Annotated in this window: 18 protein-coding genes, 2 tRNA genes and 1 pseudogene; 15 read left to right on the top strand and 6 right to left on the bottom strand. The window is 54.7% G+C overall.

The features are described 5' to 3' along the window. Nucleotides 1-77: 77 nt before the first annotated feature. Nucleotides 78-350 (bottom strand): hypothetical protein, encoded by a 273-nt coding sequence (locus tag RSK20926_RS21960; RefSeq protein WP_157133006.1) that lies wholly within the window; start codon nt 348-350, stop codon nt 78-80. A gap of 63 nt (nt 351-413) precedes the next feature. On the opposite strand from RSK20926_RS21960, the gene RSK20926_RS22305 reads away from it, so the two are divergent. Then, entirely contained in the window at nt 414-887 is a 474-nt protein-coding gene (locus tag RSK20926_RS22305) for a helix-turn-helix domain-containing protein (protein WP_083805698.1), read from the top strand. Here RSK20926_RS22305 and RSK20926_RS23430 read toward each other — a convergent pair. Then, complete coding sequence (locus RSK20926_RS23430; protein WP_008203919.1) at nt 811-1,419, bottom strand: GNAT family N-acetyltransferase; 609 nt, start codon at nt 1,417-1,419, stop codon at nt 811-813. The genes RSK20926_RS22305 and RSK20926_RS23430 overlap by 77 nt on opposite strands. Nucleotides 1,420-1,483: 64 nt before the next feature. Here RSK20926_RS23430 and RSK20926_RS22720 point away from each other — a divergent pair, with 64 nt between their 5' ends. Beyond that, the gene (locus RSK20926_RS22720; protein WP_008203918.1) at nt 1,484-1,822 is read left to right on the top strand and encodes a hypothetical protein; all 339 of its coding nucleotides are present in this window, start codon (nt 1,484-1,486) and stop codon (nt 1,820-1,822) included. A gap of 33 nt (nt 1,823-1,855) precedes the next feature. On the opposite strand, the gene RSK20926_RS01330 is transcribed toward RSK20926_RS22720, so the two are convergent. Further along, nucleotides 1,856-2,656: a PDC sensor domain-containing protein gene (locus RSK20926_RS01330; protein ID WP_008203916.1), complete on the bottom strand. Its 801-nt coding sequence runs from the start codon at nt 2,654-2,656 to the stop codon at nt 1,856-1,858. A gap of 131 nt (nt 2,657-2,787) precedes the next feature. Here RSK20926_RS01330 and RSK20926_RS01325 point away from each other — a divergent pair, with 131 nt between their 5' ends. From RSK20926_RS01325 to RSK20926_RS01275, 10 genes are all read left to right on the top strand, one after another. Then, nucleotides 2,788-3,342 carry a hypothetical protein gene (locus tag RSK20926_RS01325; RefSeq protein ID WP_008203914.1) on the top strand — a complete coding sequence of 185 codons (555 nt, stop codon included), beginning with the start codon at nt 2,788-2,790 and terminating at the stop codon, nt 3,340-3,342. Next, nucleotides 3,339-3,587, top strand: coding sequence for a hypothetical protein (locus RSK20926_RS01320; protein ID WP_008203913.1), 249 nt, complete (start codon nt 3,339-3,341; stop codon nt 3,585-3,587). The genes RSK20926_RS01325 and RSK20926_RS01320 overlap by 4 nt, the downstream gene beginning before the upstream one ends. 10 nt (nt 3,588-3,597) lie before the next feature. Beyond that, nucleotides 3,598-4,620, top strand: coding sequence for a hypothetical protein (locus RSK20926_RS01315; RefSeq protein ID WP_008203911.1), 1,023 nt, complete (start codon nt 3,598-3,600; stop codon nt 4,618-4,620). Beyond that, complete coding sequence (locus RSK20926_RS01310) at nt 4,617-4,874, top strand: hypothetical protein (protein WP_008203910.1); 258 nt, start codon at nt 4,617-4,619, stop codon at nt 4,872-4,874. Before RSK20926_RS01315 ends, RSK20926_RS01310 begins: the two co-directional genes overlap by 4 nt. A 19-nt stretch (nt 4,875-4,893) precedes the next feature. Then, nucleotides 4,894-5,604, top strand: coding sequence for a DUF2786 domain-containing protein (locus RSK20926_RS01305; RefSeq protein WP_157133005.1), 711 nt, complete (start codon nt 4,894-4,896; stop codon nt 5,602-5,604). A gap of 12 nt (nt 5,605-5,616) precedes the next feature. Beyond that, a complete protein-coding gene (locus RSK20926_RS01300; protein WP_008203908.1) occupies nt 5,617-6,093 on the top strand; it encodes a hypothetical protein in 477 nt (158 codons plus the stop codon). Next, nucleotides 6,086-6,355 carry a hypothetical protein gene (locus RSK20926_RS01295; RefSeq protein WP_008203907.1) on the top strand — a complete coding sequence of 90 codons (270 nt, stop codon included), beginning with the start codon at nt 6,086-6,088 and terminating at the stop codon, nt 6,353-6,355. Before RSK20926_RS01300 ends, RSK20926_RS01295 begins: the two co-directional genes overlap by 8 nt. A 26-nt stretch (nt 6,356-6,381) precedes the next feature. Then, nucleotides 6,382-6,639: a hypothetical protein gene (locus RSK20926_RS01290; protein ID WP_037253249.1), complete on the top strand. Its 258-nt coding sequence runs from the start codon at nt 6,382-6,384 to the stop codon at nt 6,637-6,639. Nucleotides 6,640-6,915: 276 nt separating this feature from the next. Then, on the top strand, nt 6,916-7,122 hold the full coding sequence (locus RSK20926_RS01280; protein WP_008203906.1) for a hypothetical protein: 207 nt from the start codon (nt 6,916-6,918) through the stop codon (nt 7,120-7,122). Beyond that, nucleotides 7,116-8,114 (top strand): tyrosine-type recombinase/integrase, encoded by a 999-nt coding sequence (locus tag RSK20926_RS01275; RefSeq protein ID WP_008203905.1) that lies wholly within the window; start codon nt 7,116-7,118, stop codon nt 8,112-8,114. The genes RSK20926_RS01280 and RSK20926_RS01275 overlap by 7 nt, the downstream gene beginning before the upstream one ends. Before the next feature lie 69 nt (nt 8,115-8,183). Here the strand turns inward: RSK20926_RS01275 and RSK20926_RS01270 are convergent. Then, nucleotides 8,184-8,259, bottom strand: a tRNA-Trp gene (locus RSK20926_RS01270). Nucleotides 8,260-8,404: 145 nt separating this feature from the next. On the opposite strand from RSK20926_RS01270, the gene RSK20926_RS01265 reads away from it, so the two are divergent. After that, nucleotides 8,405-9,112, top strand: a complete 708-nt coding sequence (locus RSK20926_RS01265; RefSeq protein WP_037253244.1) for a lysophospholipid acyltransferase family protein — start codon at nt 8,405-8,407, stop codon at nt 9,110-9,112. A gap of 260 nt (nt 9,113-9,372) precedes the next feature. On the opposite strand, the gene RSK20926_RS01260 is transcribed toward RSK20926_RS01265, so the two are convergent. Beyond that, complete coding sequence (locus RSK20926_RS01260) at nt 9,373-10,803, bottom strand: MFS transporter (protein ID WP_232281828.1); 1,431 nt, start codon at nt 10,801-10,803, stop codon at nt 9,373-9,375. Between the two features lie 77 nt (nt 10,804-10,880). On the opposite strand from RSK20926_RS01260, the gene RSK20926_RS23390 reads away from it, so the two are divergent. Continuing rightward, nucleotides 10,881-11,111 carry a MerR family DNA-binding transcriptional regulator gene (locus tag RSK20926_RS23390; RefSeq protein ID WP_008203897.1) on the top strand — a complete coding sequence of 77 codons (231 nt, stop codon included), beginning with the start codon at nt 10,881-10,883 and terminating at the stop codon, nt 11,109-11,111. Nucleotides 11,112-11,442: 331 nt separating this feature from the next. Next, nucleotides 11,443-12,857 (top strand): annotated as a pseudogene (locus RSK20926_RS22295) (transposase); the annotation flags it as partial. A 393-nt stretch (nt 12,858-13,250) separates the two neighbouring features. Here the strand turns inward: RSK20926_RS22295 and RSK20926_RS01235 are convergent. After that, nucleotides 13,251-13,327 (bottom strand) — tRNA-Arg (locus tag RSK20926_RS01235). Between the last annotated feature and the right edge of the window lie 81 nt (nt 13,328-13,408).

The raw sequence follows: 13,408 nt of genomic DNA, 5'->3' as shown, positions 1-13,408 counted from the left end.
CTCCCGCAGTTTGAGCAGGAAGAGCTCAAAGCGATCCGCCCAGCGCGCATAGGTTCTTGAGATGGTGCGAAACCAGGTCATTTCGGCAAACCCTTCCCGACGGCAGGGTTTTCTGGTTTTGCCAGCTTCCCTTCCCATGGCAGGGGAATTTTTGACTGTTGAGGGCCAGAAATGCTCCCCTCGCGAATGGCCTTTTTCCGCTCTGCGTGCTTGTCGTGCCAAAGGTGAAGCTCGGCGAGATCGAGCGAAATCCCTCTTCGTTTCAGCGCCTCCAACAACTTCAGGTCAAATGAACGCGGAATCTCACCTCGGTGCACCCATGCAGCGCAAGCCGAATAGGTGCCGCCCATTTCGCGTTCAATCTCTCCGATTGACGACCATAGCTGAAAGAATTTACTCATAACGGGCATATTATGCAATTTGCATTGACTATCAACCCGTTTTGTAATTTTTTCGGTGCTATGTACCGCTGTATGGAAATTGGAAATCGACTCAGACAGGCCCGCCAATCCGCAGGCTTTCGCTCAGCGGCAGAGGCCGCTAAAAGTTTCGGCTGGACTGTCTCTACCTACGCGGCGCATGAGAACGGCACCCGCGGCTGCAAGCCTGACGATGTTCAGAAGTATTCGTCTGCATTTGGTGCAGACCCATGCTTCGTGATGTTTGGCATAGAGCAAAAAACAACCAACATCGCAGAAGTCTCTGACTCGACACTTTCTGAGATTATAAAATTCGTTCTACGCCATGAGGGGGCAAAAGATGCGCCCCCTGAAGTGATTTCTGATTTGGTAGTTGATATTTGCCGCTATGTCAGCAAAAGCGGAGCCGGTGGGTTACACAACGTTGTCGACTTCGCTTTTCATAAGCACGCCGCTTCTGGTGGGTGAGGTTTTTTAGCAGCTTACCCTCTGTTTCTGAAATATCTGTCTGACAATAACCCACCTCTGGCACGAAGTATCCGCAAATCTCCCGATCTCGCATGATCTTCCGCTTGAGACCCAAAGCCTCGTAGGTGCGCCTGATCGGGTTTCGCTTCCACGCCCAAACAGAGAAGCTGTCCCACCCCTCATCCTTGGCGCAATTGAGCATTTCCAGCATCATTTGCGGACCGGCCAAGGTGCCCCGATAGCCCGGCAAGAGGTAGCAGGCGTGCAATTCCGCTGCTATTCCAGGCATATCCTTATCCCCATTTTTAGTGATGTGCGCAAAGCCAGCGATTATGCCAGCATCTCTCAATACTAGCGTTTTTGATTCGACTTGATGGTTGAGGCGAGACGTCCATTGATTGCTCCTAACGGCCTCATTGCGGGCTTCGTGGAGCCCTCTTGGCAGAAATGAGTAGCACTCCTGCCAGCATGAGACGTGGATTTTGGCGATACAGTGGGCGTCTCTAGGCTTGGCCAGTTCGATTATATACATTTTGTTGATTCCTCTATACGTTTGGCATAGCAATGCTAGCAATGGAGAAGTGAGAAGCGAAAAAATGACCTTTGCAGACCCAGAAGCCATGCAGCTACGCAGCAGACTAGAAAGCCTCAGCGCTTTGTCGGCAGCACCCAATTCTCAACCAGAAGAAGTATCTCCCCATCGGGCGAGATTTGGTCGATTGGCTCAGATCACCAGCGCACTTTTGTTCGGAGTTGTCTTAGGAGTCACGGGGGTTGCCTTTGGGATTCCTCACTTGTTCAGCAGCAAGCAAACGTTAGACCCAAGCGCCCGTGAGTTGATAGTTTTTGAAATAGCTAGCGCGCGAGATATCACGCCCAAACTTGCAGAGCAGATCCTCGATGACCTGATGGGCACAAAAAAAGGGGCGCATTAAGCGCCCCTCTCTCATACAGGATGGGTTGTCCAGCTATTCCCCGCCTGGCTCAACAGAATAGTACACGAGCACGATCCCGAACCTCTCCGATCGTTTCCAATGGGTCGTAACGTTCAGGCCACGAACGTTAAGGGACTTCGAGCCATAGTGGCCATCGAAATTCAGCGCCTCAATGACACGGGCATTCACGTCGGAAAGCGGGCGACTGGAAACGAGCACTTTGCCCTTTTGCACCAGGGAAACCCCGCAAAAGTTGCACATGTTTGAAGTGGGTAAAAGGGTTTCAGGCAGAGCTGTTAAAACAACCACGCGCTGCCTCCGAGCTGTCCCGCCTGGCACAGCCATTGCCAAAGGAACAAACGTCATACCTGATTGGCGCCCTACAACCGGAGGGGAAAATACCAGCGTCTTGGGTTTCGCAGCGTTTGCGGCCTTCCAATACCCCCGGTCACTTAGATCTTTGGCCCCAAGAAACGGGACCGGATTGAAGCTATCAAAGGACAGAATTCCGTCCTCTCCAATCGCCAAAATAGAGCGAAAATATGGGCTGCCATTCAAGACTTGCCTCAACGAGAGGTGGGCATTGATGCCGCCAACGTCTGGGTTTTCGGCCCAGAAATCAGCGCTTGACCTAAGTAGGGCTTCAGCAAGCTCCAGGCGGGCGATGGTGATTTCAAATACTAGATCAAAGTTGTTATTACTCTTAGCTGCGGCACCGCTGCCAATCGCAAGAGACAGCACCAAGCAGCAAAGTGCTTGAAGTAGTCGATTTGCCAAATTCTTGACCTCATTAAATCTTTGGTTGCAGGATACTTCTCTTCTCTCGGTGTTCATAGCTCAAACCTCACATCCTTATGGTTGTGCCGTTGAATTATACATTTTGCATTGACTGATCAATGCTAAATGTGTTTATGTCTTCATAATGAATTGATCGTGGTTCAGCGGCTAGAAGGAGTGAGAGTGCAATGATTGAACTTACCCTAATCCCTGGAGCGACCCCCGCCTATCAAACAGAAGGGGTCCGGGCCGCTCAATCCGCTGCAGCCCTCTTGGAATGGCTGACGCTGGTTTCGCCTGCGAAAGCCGCTGACATGGCTGTTAGGCTCCTGGATGCAACAATCTGCGAGAATGACGAAGCCGCTCACATCACCCTGCATGGGATGGATGCGATAGACGCTGACCTGGGCAATTGCCTGCGCCTTTGGTGCGGTACGGTGCTGCGCAGCCTTGGCGGGCTCTCTGGAATGGATCCCCTACTGACCTTCCTTGGTGCATTTGCGCAGAAGCCAGCAGAGAAGATCCATCTCGTGACCATCGCGGCCGCGCAGATGGGTGCAGGATCGTGGATTGATCCAACCCTGCCCGCCCAGCGCGTCACCTCTCATTTCTATGAAATCGACATGTTCGGCATCATTGGTCGCGGGGCCACCGCACTGGAAGCCGCTGAAAACTGGCGCTGCGCCGCTTTGGCCGATCTACCAGCCCGGATCCTTATGCATGAGTTGAGCGCCGCAGCATGAACAAACACGGTTCCTCCCTGCCCCGCACCGATGCGGGCACCTCACCCGGCAGCCAGCGCGCTGCCGGGGCTTTTCCCACCACTCACGTTGGGGGTGAAGGGAGTTCACCGGGGCGCGCGCCTCTGGGCCGCTTTGCAGGCCTTCAGAGCGGCGCCCTCATGCGCCCAGCGCGCGCCCCGCTAAATCCATTGAAACCCATCGTCTGCGCCGCCGTGGCGCTGGCAGTCGCCATTGTTGTTTTTTGAGGGCCGATAGATGAGTAAGCGCAAGCTAGATATCAACATTCACGACTCACACATAGGGATCTGGCAAGATGACCCAAACGACCCCACCTTTCGGGAAGAGGTCTATTCGGGGCTGATCCGCCAGCTGCGCGGTCGCGGCTGGTCGGTCAAGGAAGATCCGCAGGTGCGCAAGCACTACAGCTGTCTCAGTCCCGGCCATCGCCTTGCTGCCAAAGGCACATTGCGAGCAAAGATTGAACTGTCAGGCCGCGTGACCAAAATCGAATTCTGGTGCACCACTTACCCGCTGGATAACCCGAATGGGCGGCGCTACGACTTCGACAAACTGCAGCGTATGACCTACCTGGATCAGAAGCGCTGGGAGTTGGAAAAGCGGCGCATTCTTACATGGCTTCTGAGTTTCGCCAGCCTGGAAATTAAGGATAAGAACCTCTCAAAACTTTCTGCCGATCAGCTGATCCAAAAGGACTACGCAGAGAGCTGCCACACAAAGCCCGATCTGGGCCATGCCGATTGGCATGCTGACTACAACCGAACCAGCAAGGACGGCGAACTATTGAGCCAAGGGCAAACCGTTTGGTTTGCCGGTCATGATGGACGTATCCGCCGAGGTCAGGCTTTCTACAACCTTAACTCAATGTGGTGGGTCAAAATCTCACCCAACGAGCGCACCAATAAGTCCTGCCGTGAGCTGTTCACAAAACAGCCGGCGAACCTGCGCACAAAACTTAACGAGCGCAGAAGGCGCGGCGTCTTAGAGCGTTTGCTTTCTCGCGCAGTGCAGGCCTCTGACTTTCGCAGAGCGGAACAGTTGCAAGGGATCCTGTTTGGGGATGAGCAGGTCTATCGGATCTGGTCCCGCAAAGATGACGCTTACTACGCGGTCAATTCCTGCGGCTATTGCTCAGACGCAAACCGCGCCGGGCGATACACGCGGGCTGAAGCCGAAAAGGAAGTACAGAGGGTTCCGCACATCCTGTCGATGGTTTGCCCCGATGGTAAACATGTGCGCTTCGACCAGGACGCAGCATGACCGGCCAGAAACGGCCCATCGAAAGGGACATCGACGGGGAAACCGTCCAGGTTGGTGACCGGATTGCCTTTTCCTTCGGCCTGCCGCCGGTGCGTGTTGAAGGCATTATCTGTGAGCGTGATGGCGAATTGATCCTGCCCACCCCTGCCCACAAGCCGACCGAAAGTACCCTGGATGAAATTCGCGATCATTGCGGAGGGTTCTGGAAGGTCGGCTTGTCAGAACACGAATACCAAGCCACGAAATCTAACTGAAATCCGCTAAGAGGAAGTCATGGCACAACGCTCAATGAAAGAACGCGCAGCGGCACTGATGGCCAGGGCAAATGACCCTGCATCAAGTGAAGCAGAAGCCAACCTTTGCATGCAGAAGGCCATGGACCTGATGAGCAAGTTTGGATTCACGATGGAAGAGGTTTCAGGTGATCAGGCCGAGGAAATTGGTGCCAGCTCCACCCCATGGACGGGCGGCAGACCCGGCGGCGCAATGGTCTTTGTACAGAATGCCATCGCTGCTTTCACCAATACTCGCGGCGCGTTCAGAGGCCGCCCCTCTAGTGGATCGGCCATGACCTATTACGGCTATGGCGCAGAGCGCGACCTGGCTGTTTGGCTGCATGGCCACATCCTGAACGCCATCAAGGTTGAAAGTGCCAGCTACGATCCTGGACCCTACTCGCCCGCCATACGTGCAAAGGACAGGAAATCGTTTGCAATCTTCATGGCTCGACGCATTGCCCAGCGCCTGTATGCCATGTCTGAGACGCTAGACGATGCTGGCCGCGGAACCGGAACCGAAGTCATGATCGTCAAGAACCAGAAGCTGGACGAACACTTCGAGAGCCTTTGCCTTAGAAAGGCAATCAACCGCAAAATCTCTGTCTTTTCTGAAGGTGCGGAGGCTGGCAAGCAGGCCGGAGAAAACCTCTCCCTGCATCGACCAGTTACAGGGCAAGGCGCAACGCTTGCGCTGCCCTCAAACTAGGGGCGCAAACCAATGAACCTGCGCATTCTGAAAAAGCTATCCAAGCGCGCGGCGCCTTATCTGGCAAGGATCGGAGATACTCGCGAGCAGTTTCTCGCGGAGAAGGGTGAAAACTACCACGGCTTGATCATTCGGGATCTCGCAAAGCTGGACCGGACTCCGTCATGCCATACCGATATCATTTGCAAACAAACACATGCGGGCACCCTATCGCCAAAATGCAGGGCGGGAAGTGAGTACCCGTATGTCAAGCTGGGGTATCCCTGTCACCCTCTGAAGGGCACCCCAATGGTAGGGGGAATGTCCGGCTACTATGAGCCAGAATGGGATGAGGAGACCGCTTGGACTGCCTTGAGAAATTGGGTTGTCTACCAGTTCTTCAAATACAACTCCGCCACCGATGACGCCTATTTCACATGGACGCCCAGCGGGCCTGGCGATGTGTTCAGAATGGCGGATGAGCTACTTGCAGGAGGCCGGAATGGCTGAGTTCAAGACCACAACGGTTGTCGAAGCAAAGGCAGTCATCACATTCAATGAAAGTGAGCTGCGGGCGCTAGATGCCATGACCGGATATGGCGCGGACGCCTTCCTAGAGGTGTTCTACGAAAAGCTTGGAAAGTCATACATGCAGCCGCATGAGCAAGGACTTCGCAGCCTGTTCAAAACCATCCGTACCCCTGTGGCGCAGGCCCTGCGGGACGCAGATCAGGCGCGCAAAGTGCTGAGAGATGCTCAGAAAACTGACTAGGTGAGACGCAACACCAGGAAGAGAACATGCAAAATAAGAAACCTCGCTTCAATGACCGGATTATTCGAGAGGGCTTTCCTGATGGCTGGTTCATCCAAGATCGAATTTGCCAGAACGAAGCCCTTCTCTGCAGAAAGTCAGACTTCTCAACAGGAGGATTGACCTGTATCTGCACGCGCCCTCGAGCGATGGATACGGATGACTGGGTTTTGCACGCTCAGATTATCGCATTCGGTTTCGAGGCGGAAAACAACCGCCGAATTGCACAACATCAATCTTCCTAATTCTGGAGCGCGACATGAGCCCCAATGCGCCATTGAGAAACCTGCAAAAGCACCGGCCCGCCGTGCGCGCGGTCATGAATGATCGGATAGGCGTGCCTCGCGCATCTGATGCCGAGTTGTCGGCCGCAGAAGAAGCAGGATTGATTAAGTTTAGGTCATGGCCATCCGGGCACTGGAGCCTAACCCCGCTCGGGGCCGACCTGATGACTGATTATTGAAATCCACCCACCCCGATATGGGAAACACCATATCGCCCAGCGCATCCGGAGGTCAAAAATGGGACGCACTGCAATCATTGCCGTTGCTGAAACCGGCGCTGCAAAAATGATGGACATGAAGCCGTCAGAGTTTCGTGAACTTGTAGCTCAGGGAGTTTTGCCTCGGCCAAGGAAGGTAGGCCCCTATGAAAGATGGGATGCAGAAGAGCTGCGGGCCGTCATGCGTGGCGATTTCGTTGACGGCTTTGAGGATGTGAGATGGTGAAGAAGAAATTCACTACAACCAAGAGAGTCAAAGGGAGACTGTATCAGTATTTCCGCAAGGACGGACGCTATGTGCGCCTTCCCGACGACCCCAACAGTGAAGAGTATGACCGGGAATACTGGCGCCTAATGCGCGGTGGCGGGGCTCTCTCACAGAGGTTCACCTTCGAGAAGCTAATTCAGAGCTACAAGAGATCCCCGCGATGGGAAGGTTTGGCGCCAAGAACAAAGGCTGACTATTCAAAAGTGCTGGAATATCTCGCTGGAACAATTGGCCAAAAGGACCCGACCAAGATGCGCCGCTCCACTATCATTGAGGCGCAGATGGCCAACAAGCACCGGGCACGCTTTGCAAACTACATTCCCCATATGCTATCTATCCTCTTCGAGCATGCGGTTGATCTGGATTGGCAAAGGGACAATCCCGCCAAGGGAATTGAAAAGATCAAAACAGGAGAGGGCCACAAGCCCTGGCCAAAGCCTGCGGTTGCGACCTTCCGGAAAAACGTGCGCGGCTTAGAGCGGCTTGCTTTTGAGCTGGCTCTGGGCACTGGGCAGCGAGCCTCAGACCTCACGCGCATGAAGTGGTCAGATATAGAAGACGATGGCATCTGGGTGACGCAAGGCAAAACTGGGGTTCGGCTGTGGATCCCATTCACAGACAGCTTGCGGGCTATCCTGGATGAAACACCCCGCAAAAGCCTCCATTGGATTCTCTCTGACGATTTCGGGCGTCAACTCGGGTATGACTATATTCAAAAGAAATTTCTGAAGGCCCGAAAGGAGCTGGGCCTTGAAGGATACGGCTTTCACGGCCTCCGCTACAGTGCCGCAGGTGAGCTAGCAGAGGCTGGCTGCACTGATCATCAGATCGCTGCAATCACCGGACACAAGAGCCTCTCGATGATCCAGAAGTACTCAAAAAGTGCGAATCAAAAGCGCCTGGCGCAACAAGCTCAAACGCTGCGCGAACAGAACAAAAACGGATCATGAACGTGGGAAACTTTTTGGGAAACCGAAATTTCGGGTTTCAGCAAGTTCAGTCTAAATGCTTGATTTTACTGGCAGGGGCATCAGGGTTCGAACCCGAGACCTACGGTTTTGGAGACCGTCGCTCTACCAACTGAGCTATACCCCTGCAGTGCAGGTGTTCCTAAGCCACCTCAACGCGACTCGCAAGAGGGAAATCGGCAGAAATGCGTGGCTTTTTGCAACCTGTTCTCTGACAGGCTGGCTCCCTGACCTTTGCTATACTATGACTGGCGGGAAAAGAGGGGAACCACTTGAGCCTTAGAAAGAAAATTGCTGATAGTCCCAGGGTGAACCGAGCGGTCGAAGCCCTTTTGGCTGGCTATGTTGCCTTTGCTCACAGAACTTCACGCTGGAGCCGCAGCGGCTTTGAGGAGATGGACGCCTGTGTCGCAAGAGGTGAGCCGGTGATTTTTGTGCTCTGGCATCAACGTCTGATAATGGCACCCTATCTGTTTGATACTTCGCTGGGTCGCATCTGCGCCCTCACCTCTGCGGCCCGTGCCGGGCGTTTGGCGGGACAAATATTGGTACGTCTAGGGTTTGAGACCATCCCCATGTCGAGCCATAAGCGCCATGTGGCGCTGTCGCGTGAGGTATTGCGCCGTACCAAAGAGGGATGTTCAATCGGGATAGCCGCTGATGGACCGCGTGGCCCTGCCCGAATTGCATCCGGGGTTCCCATCACCTGGGCTAGGATGACGGGCTGTCGTGTCTTCACCGTCGCCTTTGCCGAACGTCGGGTGGCCAAGCTCCCAACCTGGGACAAACAGATGTTGCCGCTACCCTTTTCGCGCGGTGTGCTGATGTGTCAGGAATGGGAGAGGGAGGTTCCGAAAAAGCCAAACGACGAAGAGTTCGAAGCGCTTCGCCAGAGCCTTGAAGCCTCGCTTGATCAAATCACCGACAAGGCAGACGCCGAAGTGGAGCGAGAGGGCGAGAACCTAAGTAATCCAAAGTAGCTGATGCCCCCAAGACGCCATAAACTGTAGGTTTCGCCCCGAAACAGTTGCCCTCGATGCGTTCGGAGGGTTTGAAGTTTGTTTGGGTTGGCTAAAGGCGGGTTACGCAAACTGAGCGGAGACTGAGCATTGCACACATCAGTGGCAACGCGGACAAAGTGTGAGTTCGCTGCATCAAGAAGGGAGGAAGGTCCGGTGCTATTTGGAGCAGGACCACAAATTTCTTGCGTGCAGGTCATGAAACACACTTTCTTGTTCGATCATTCTTCATTCTCAATCACCTCACGCCGCTGGGCTGGACGTTTTCGATTGCGCCCGTCTCGGCTGAAGATGGCCAGACCCAACGTGGCCAAGGCCAGGCCTGCGGCTACCAGGAATGTCGTTGAAAAGGCATGGGCAACATCGTCGGCGGGGGCTCTCGTGGCATCATCGGTTCCCAGAATTGTAATAAACAGCGTTGACATGACAGAGGTTCCCGTCATCAGGCCAAGGTTGCGGGACAGACCGAGTAAGCCCGAGAGACGGCCTCGCTGTTCTAGAGCCGCGTCGGCCATAACCGTTGTATTGTTGGCGGCAAGGAACATCTGAAATCCCGGGGTCAGAACGATGAGCGCGACAACGTATCCGCCGACTCCGAAACACCGCGGGAGGAGGGCCAGACAAAGCAGACCCAGCATTGTTTGCAAAAGACCGAAGACCATTACGCGACCCGCACCGAGCCGATCTGTCAACCGCCCCGCCGGAAATCCGGAAAGTGCGGCGGTCGCAGGTCCGACCGCCAGCACCAGACCAATGAACGTCTCGTTTAACCCAAGTGAAAAGGCCAGGAAGAACGAGCCGACGACCAGCGTGGACATCATGATCGTGCCTACAGCTACGTTCATGAAAAAACCAAGACCTGCCGTCCGGTCGAACAGCATGCTCATCGGCACCAAAGGCGATGCGACACGCGCTTCGACGATCACGAAGAGGACGATTGTGACCAGCGCGACTGTGAACAGCACACCCGGAGAAACTGGAACACCAGCGGCTCCTCCGCTTGCCGCCAGGGCATAGGCGCTCAAAGCGAACACCAATAGAAACGTTCCCGGTAAATCCAGCTCCCGGAAAGACGTGCCCTTCCGCTCAAAAGCGCGCGGAATGGAGAAAACCGACATGAGAAGTGTCAAACAGGCAAAGCCGCTGAGAAGCCAGAAAGCCAAACGCCAATCACCCCATGCCAGCAGTAAGCCGCCAAGGGATGGGCCCAATGCCGTCCCGACCGCAGAGGTTGTCCCAAGCAAGCCCATCGCAGTGCCTAGCCGCTCTGTCGGAACAAGGTTGCGCGCGACAGACATGGGAAGCGCGATCAGGATTGCTCCGCCAAGCCCTTGCAGAGCTCGTCCTGCAATCAACAGACTAAGGCTCGGAGCAACGGCATTCAGAACCGACGCGGTAATAAAGACGACGAGCCCGGCGGTTAGAACCCGGCGGTTGCCGAAAAGATCGCCAAGCCGCCCGGCAGAGACGATGGTGACCGTCACGGTTATGAGATAGGCCAGCACGACCCATTGCACGTCTGACACCGTCGCAGAGAAGCTGCGTGCCAGCGTGGGAAGCAGGACCGAGGTAATGCTGATACCCAGAGATGCGGTCAGAGTTGCGGCGGTGAGAGCCATCAGAATGGCCGGGGGCGTACGGGCCCGTGACATGTCGACCATGGTGGATTCACTTGTAAGATTGCCAGTGGATTGCCATCCTTCAACTTCAAGCTGACTTGAGGTCAAGCATGAAACTGCTTGATATCAGTGTTTTTTCGGAACTAAGCGGCGTTTCTCCATCGATCTTGCGTTACTACGAGGAAATCGGACTTATTCATTCGGTCGCAAGGAAAGAGCTGCGGCTGCAGTTCGACACGCAGGTAACGACGCAGCATGCCTTGATATCGCTGGGAAAGATGGCGGGGTTTTCTCTTGAAAAAATCAAAGGCATGCTCGCCAAAGATGGGACGCCGCAATAGCCGAGGTCAGAGTTGCATCTCCGCGCGGATGCGCTCAATGAGCAGATCCGGAGTCTCACCAGGCTTCGCGATGCGCTTCGTCACGTGGCAGAATGCCCTGCGGCCACGCATATGGATCGCCCAAAATTCACACGCCTAGTACAATTTGCAGCGCGCGCTTCAACCCCAAAGGAAGATAACAAAAACCGCCATACCCTAAAAACAGCCATCCCCTGTGTAGCGTTCATTAGGGTTCACTGCAGCATTGGTAAAATGGGCTGATTGTGTTGAAAAACTCTTCCTTGATCGAAGCCTGAATGGCTGGTTCAATTCCTGTATCAGATGAGGGGATCTGGCGGATTTCTACAGCCCTACGGGCCCTCCCTCGGTCGATCCCGAACTGATGATCCGCATGCTGCTGGCCGGCTACTGTTTCGGCATCTGTTCGGAACGACGTCTTTGCGAAGAGACGCATCTGAACCTGGCCTATCGGTGGTTCTGCCGTCTCGATCTAACGGACCGCATCCCTGACCACTCTACACTTTCCAAGAACCGCCATGGCCGCTTCCGTGAAAGCGATCTATTGCGTCATGTTTTGAGATGTCCGTAGCGCTTTGTATTGAAGAGGGACTGGTTGGCGGTCAGGGCTTTGCCGCCGATGCCAGTCTGATCCATTACCCGGCAGGCGATTGCGCAGCAAACTGCCGAGAGGGGGCAGATGTCCAGAAACAGAACCCGAACAACCCGAAGGACTGGGAGGAGCGCGGGGTCACACCGGATGATGCACCACGGGCGGTTCGCGAATTTCTCGACGCTCTTGATGATGCAGCGTTTGGGGCGGCCAATGAGACAAAGCCCAAGTGCACGGCCCATGCTGATCCCGCCAGTCGATGCCTCTCGTGACATTGCTGCGCAATGCACTGCCGGTAATAGACGGCAGCGCGGAAAGGGCCTGCTTTATTCGCCTATTCAGATAATTGCCTGATCGACACGGATCATGGGATCATTGTGGATGTGGATGCCAGTTTGTCGATCCGGTAGGCAGAGGTGGGCGCCATGCGCAAGAGTGAGATGGAAAAGCCAATGATCCAGTGAGTCATTGGCCCATCGAACGACCGGACTGAAGAGCGATTTGGCCTGAAACCAGATTGGGTTGCCGCGGACACCATATTTGGATCAGCAGACAATCTGGTTTGGCTTGCGCTCAAGCGAAAGATCCTCCCGTTCATCCCGGCCTTTGATCACTCAAAGCGTAACGATGGAACCTGGTCACGATCTGACTTTACCTGGGATGAGGAAAATGACCGATACCTCTGCCCGGAAGGCAAGGAGTTGCGACACGCGCGCCGAAACTACTCTGACCCCGCCAGGAATGCGCCGGGCCTGAAAGCGAAGAACTACGGCGCGCTCAAATCCGATTGCCGGGACTGCCCGTCAAAAGCCAAATGCTGCCCCAACACAGTCACCCGCCGTATCCGCCGCGAGAAGTACAAAATTGTTAGGGACTTAGCGCGAAACTGCGTTGCTTCAGAATACAATCCAACAGCGCAGCGACGGCGCAAGAAAGTGGAGATGCTCTTCGCCCACCTCAAACGTATCCTCGGGTTGGGATGGCTCCCATTGCGAGGGCCCTCTCGCGAAATTTGCTTTGCAAATGCGCTGCCGGACAACGCATGTAGCGTTCAGGACGATTTTACCCTCGCAGCCACCGCACAGAACCTCCGGAAACTGGCCAAACTGAAGCCAATGGTGCCTGCCGCCGGGTGAAAAAGCGGCATAGCTACGGATTGCTCCAAAAAATCAGGTCAATAAGCCCGGATGCATCGCCAAAATAACGAGTTTTTCAACAACACCCGCCCTCCCTTCAGGAAAAACTAGGGAACTTCGTCCTCACGCGCCTGCAGCATAATTAGACAAGGCCGAGTCCTCGGCTGCGCCTGCAGGCCGTACCAACTCTAACGAATTATGTTGCACTCGCTACCCCCAACCCTCGCCGGGAGCAGGCTTCAGAGACAAGCGCCCTGAAGGGCTTCTCTCAAAAGCCGTTTTGAGGAAGGAAGTATATTCGACATCACCAAATGGCTGAAGGCAAGGCCATTCGACGCTGAGGCAATGGTCTGTCGCAAAAGACAGAACTATGTGCGTCTCACAATTTGGAAGTGGCGGACCGAGGAGGATTCGAACCCCCGACCCCTTGATTCGTAGTCAAGTACTCTATCCAGCTGAGCTATCGGTCCACTGATGCCGGGATGTAAATGCAGTCAGTCATCGGCGCAACCCCAAAAATGAGATTATTTCCTCTTTCCCACAGCGCCCAA

Source organism: Roseobacter sp. SK209-2-6, assembly GCF_000169455.1.
In the GTDB taxonomy this organism is placed as follows: domain Bacteria; phylum Pseudomonadota; class Alphaproteobacteria; order Rhodobacterales; family Rhodobacteraceae; genus Pseudophaeobacter.
This window is presented reverse-complemented; position numbering and strand designations above follow the sequence as displayed.

What these genes read in the sequence shown, in the direction of transcription:
- RSK20926_RS01310 (WP_008203910.1), top strand. Translation starts at nt 4,617, where the DNA reads ATGACCGGCCAGAAACGGCCCATCGAAAGGGACATCGACGGGGAAACC.
- RSK20926_RS01275 (WP_008203905.1), top strand. Translation starts at nt 7,116, where the DNA reads ATGGTGAAGAAGAAATTCACTACAACCAAGAGAGTCAAAGGGAGACTG.
- RSK20926_RS01330 (WP_008203916.1), bottom strand. Translation starts at nt 2,656, where the DNA reads ATGAACACCGAGAGAAGAGAAGTATCCTGCAACCAAAGATTTAATGAG.
- RSK20926_RS01325 (WP_008203914.1), top strand. Translation starts at nt 2,788, where the DNA reads ATGATTGAACTTACCCTAATCCCTGGAGCGACCCCCGCCTATCAAACA.
- RSK20926_RS21960 (WP_157133006.1), bottom strand. Translation starts at nt 350, where the DNA reads ATGGGCGGCACCTATTCGGCTTGCGCTGCATGGGTGCACCGAGGTGAG.
- RSK20926_RS22720 (WP_008203918.1), top strand. Translation starts at nt 1,484, where the DNA reads ATGACCTTTGCAGACCCAGAAGCCATGCAGCTACGCAGCAGACTAGAA.
- RSK20926_RS01260 (WP_232281828.1), bottom strand. Translation starts at nt 10,803, where the DNA reads ATGTCACGGGCCCGTACGCCCCCGGCCATTCTGATGGCTCTCACCGCC.
- RSK20926_RS01320 (WP_008203913.1), top strand. Translation starts at nt 3,339, where the DNA reads ATGAACAAACACGGTTCCTCCCTGCCCCGCACCGATGCGGGCACCTCA.
- RSK20926_RS23430 (WP_008203919.1), bottom strand. Translation starts at nt 1,419, where the DNA reads ATGTATATAATCGAACTGGCCAAGCCTAGAGACGCCCACTGTATCGCC.
- RSK20926_RS01305 (WP_157133005.1), top strand. Translation starts at nt 4,894, where the DNA reads ATGGCACAACGCTCAATGAAAGAACGCGCAGCGGCACTGATGGCCAGG.
- RSK20926_RS01315 (WP_008203911.1), top strand. Translation starts at nt 3,598, where the DNA reads ATGAGTAAGCGCAAGCTAGATATCAACATTCACGACTCACACATAGGG.
- RSK20926_RS01295 (WP_008203907.1), top strand. Translation starts at nt 6,086, where the DNA reads ATGGCTGAGTTCAAGACCACAACGGTTGTCGAAGCAAAGGCAGTCATC.
- RSK20926_RS01300 (WP_008203908.1), top strand. Translation starts at nt 5,617, where the DNA reads ATGAACCTGCGCATTCTGAAAAAGCTATCCAAGCGCGCGGCGCCTTAT.
- RSK20926_RS22305 (WP_083805698.1), top strand. Translation starts at nt 414, where the DNA reads ATGCAATTTGCATTGACTATCAACCCGTTTTGTAATTTTTTCGGTGCT.
- RSK20926_RS23390 (WP_008203897.1), top strand. Translation starts at nt 10,881, where the DNA reads ATGAAACTGCTTGATATCAGTGTTTTTTCGGAACTAAGCGGCGTTTCT.
- RSK20926_RS01280 (WP_008203906.1), top strand. Translation starts at nt 6,916, where the DNA reads ATGGGACGCACTGCAATCATTGCCGTTGCTGAAACCGGCGCTGCAAAA.
- RSK20926_RS01290 (WP_037253249.1), top strand. Translation starts at nt 6,382, where the DNA reads ATGCAAAATAAGAAACCTCGCTTCAATGACCGGATTATTCGAGAGGGC.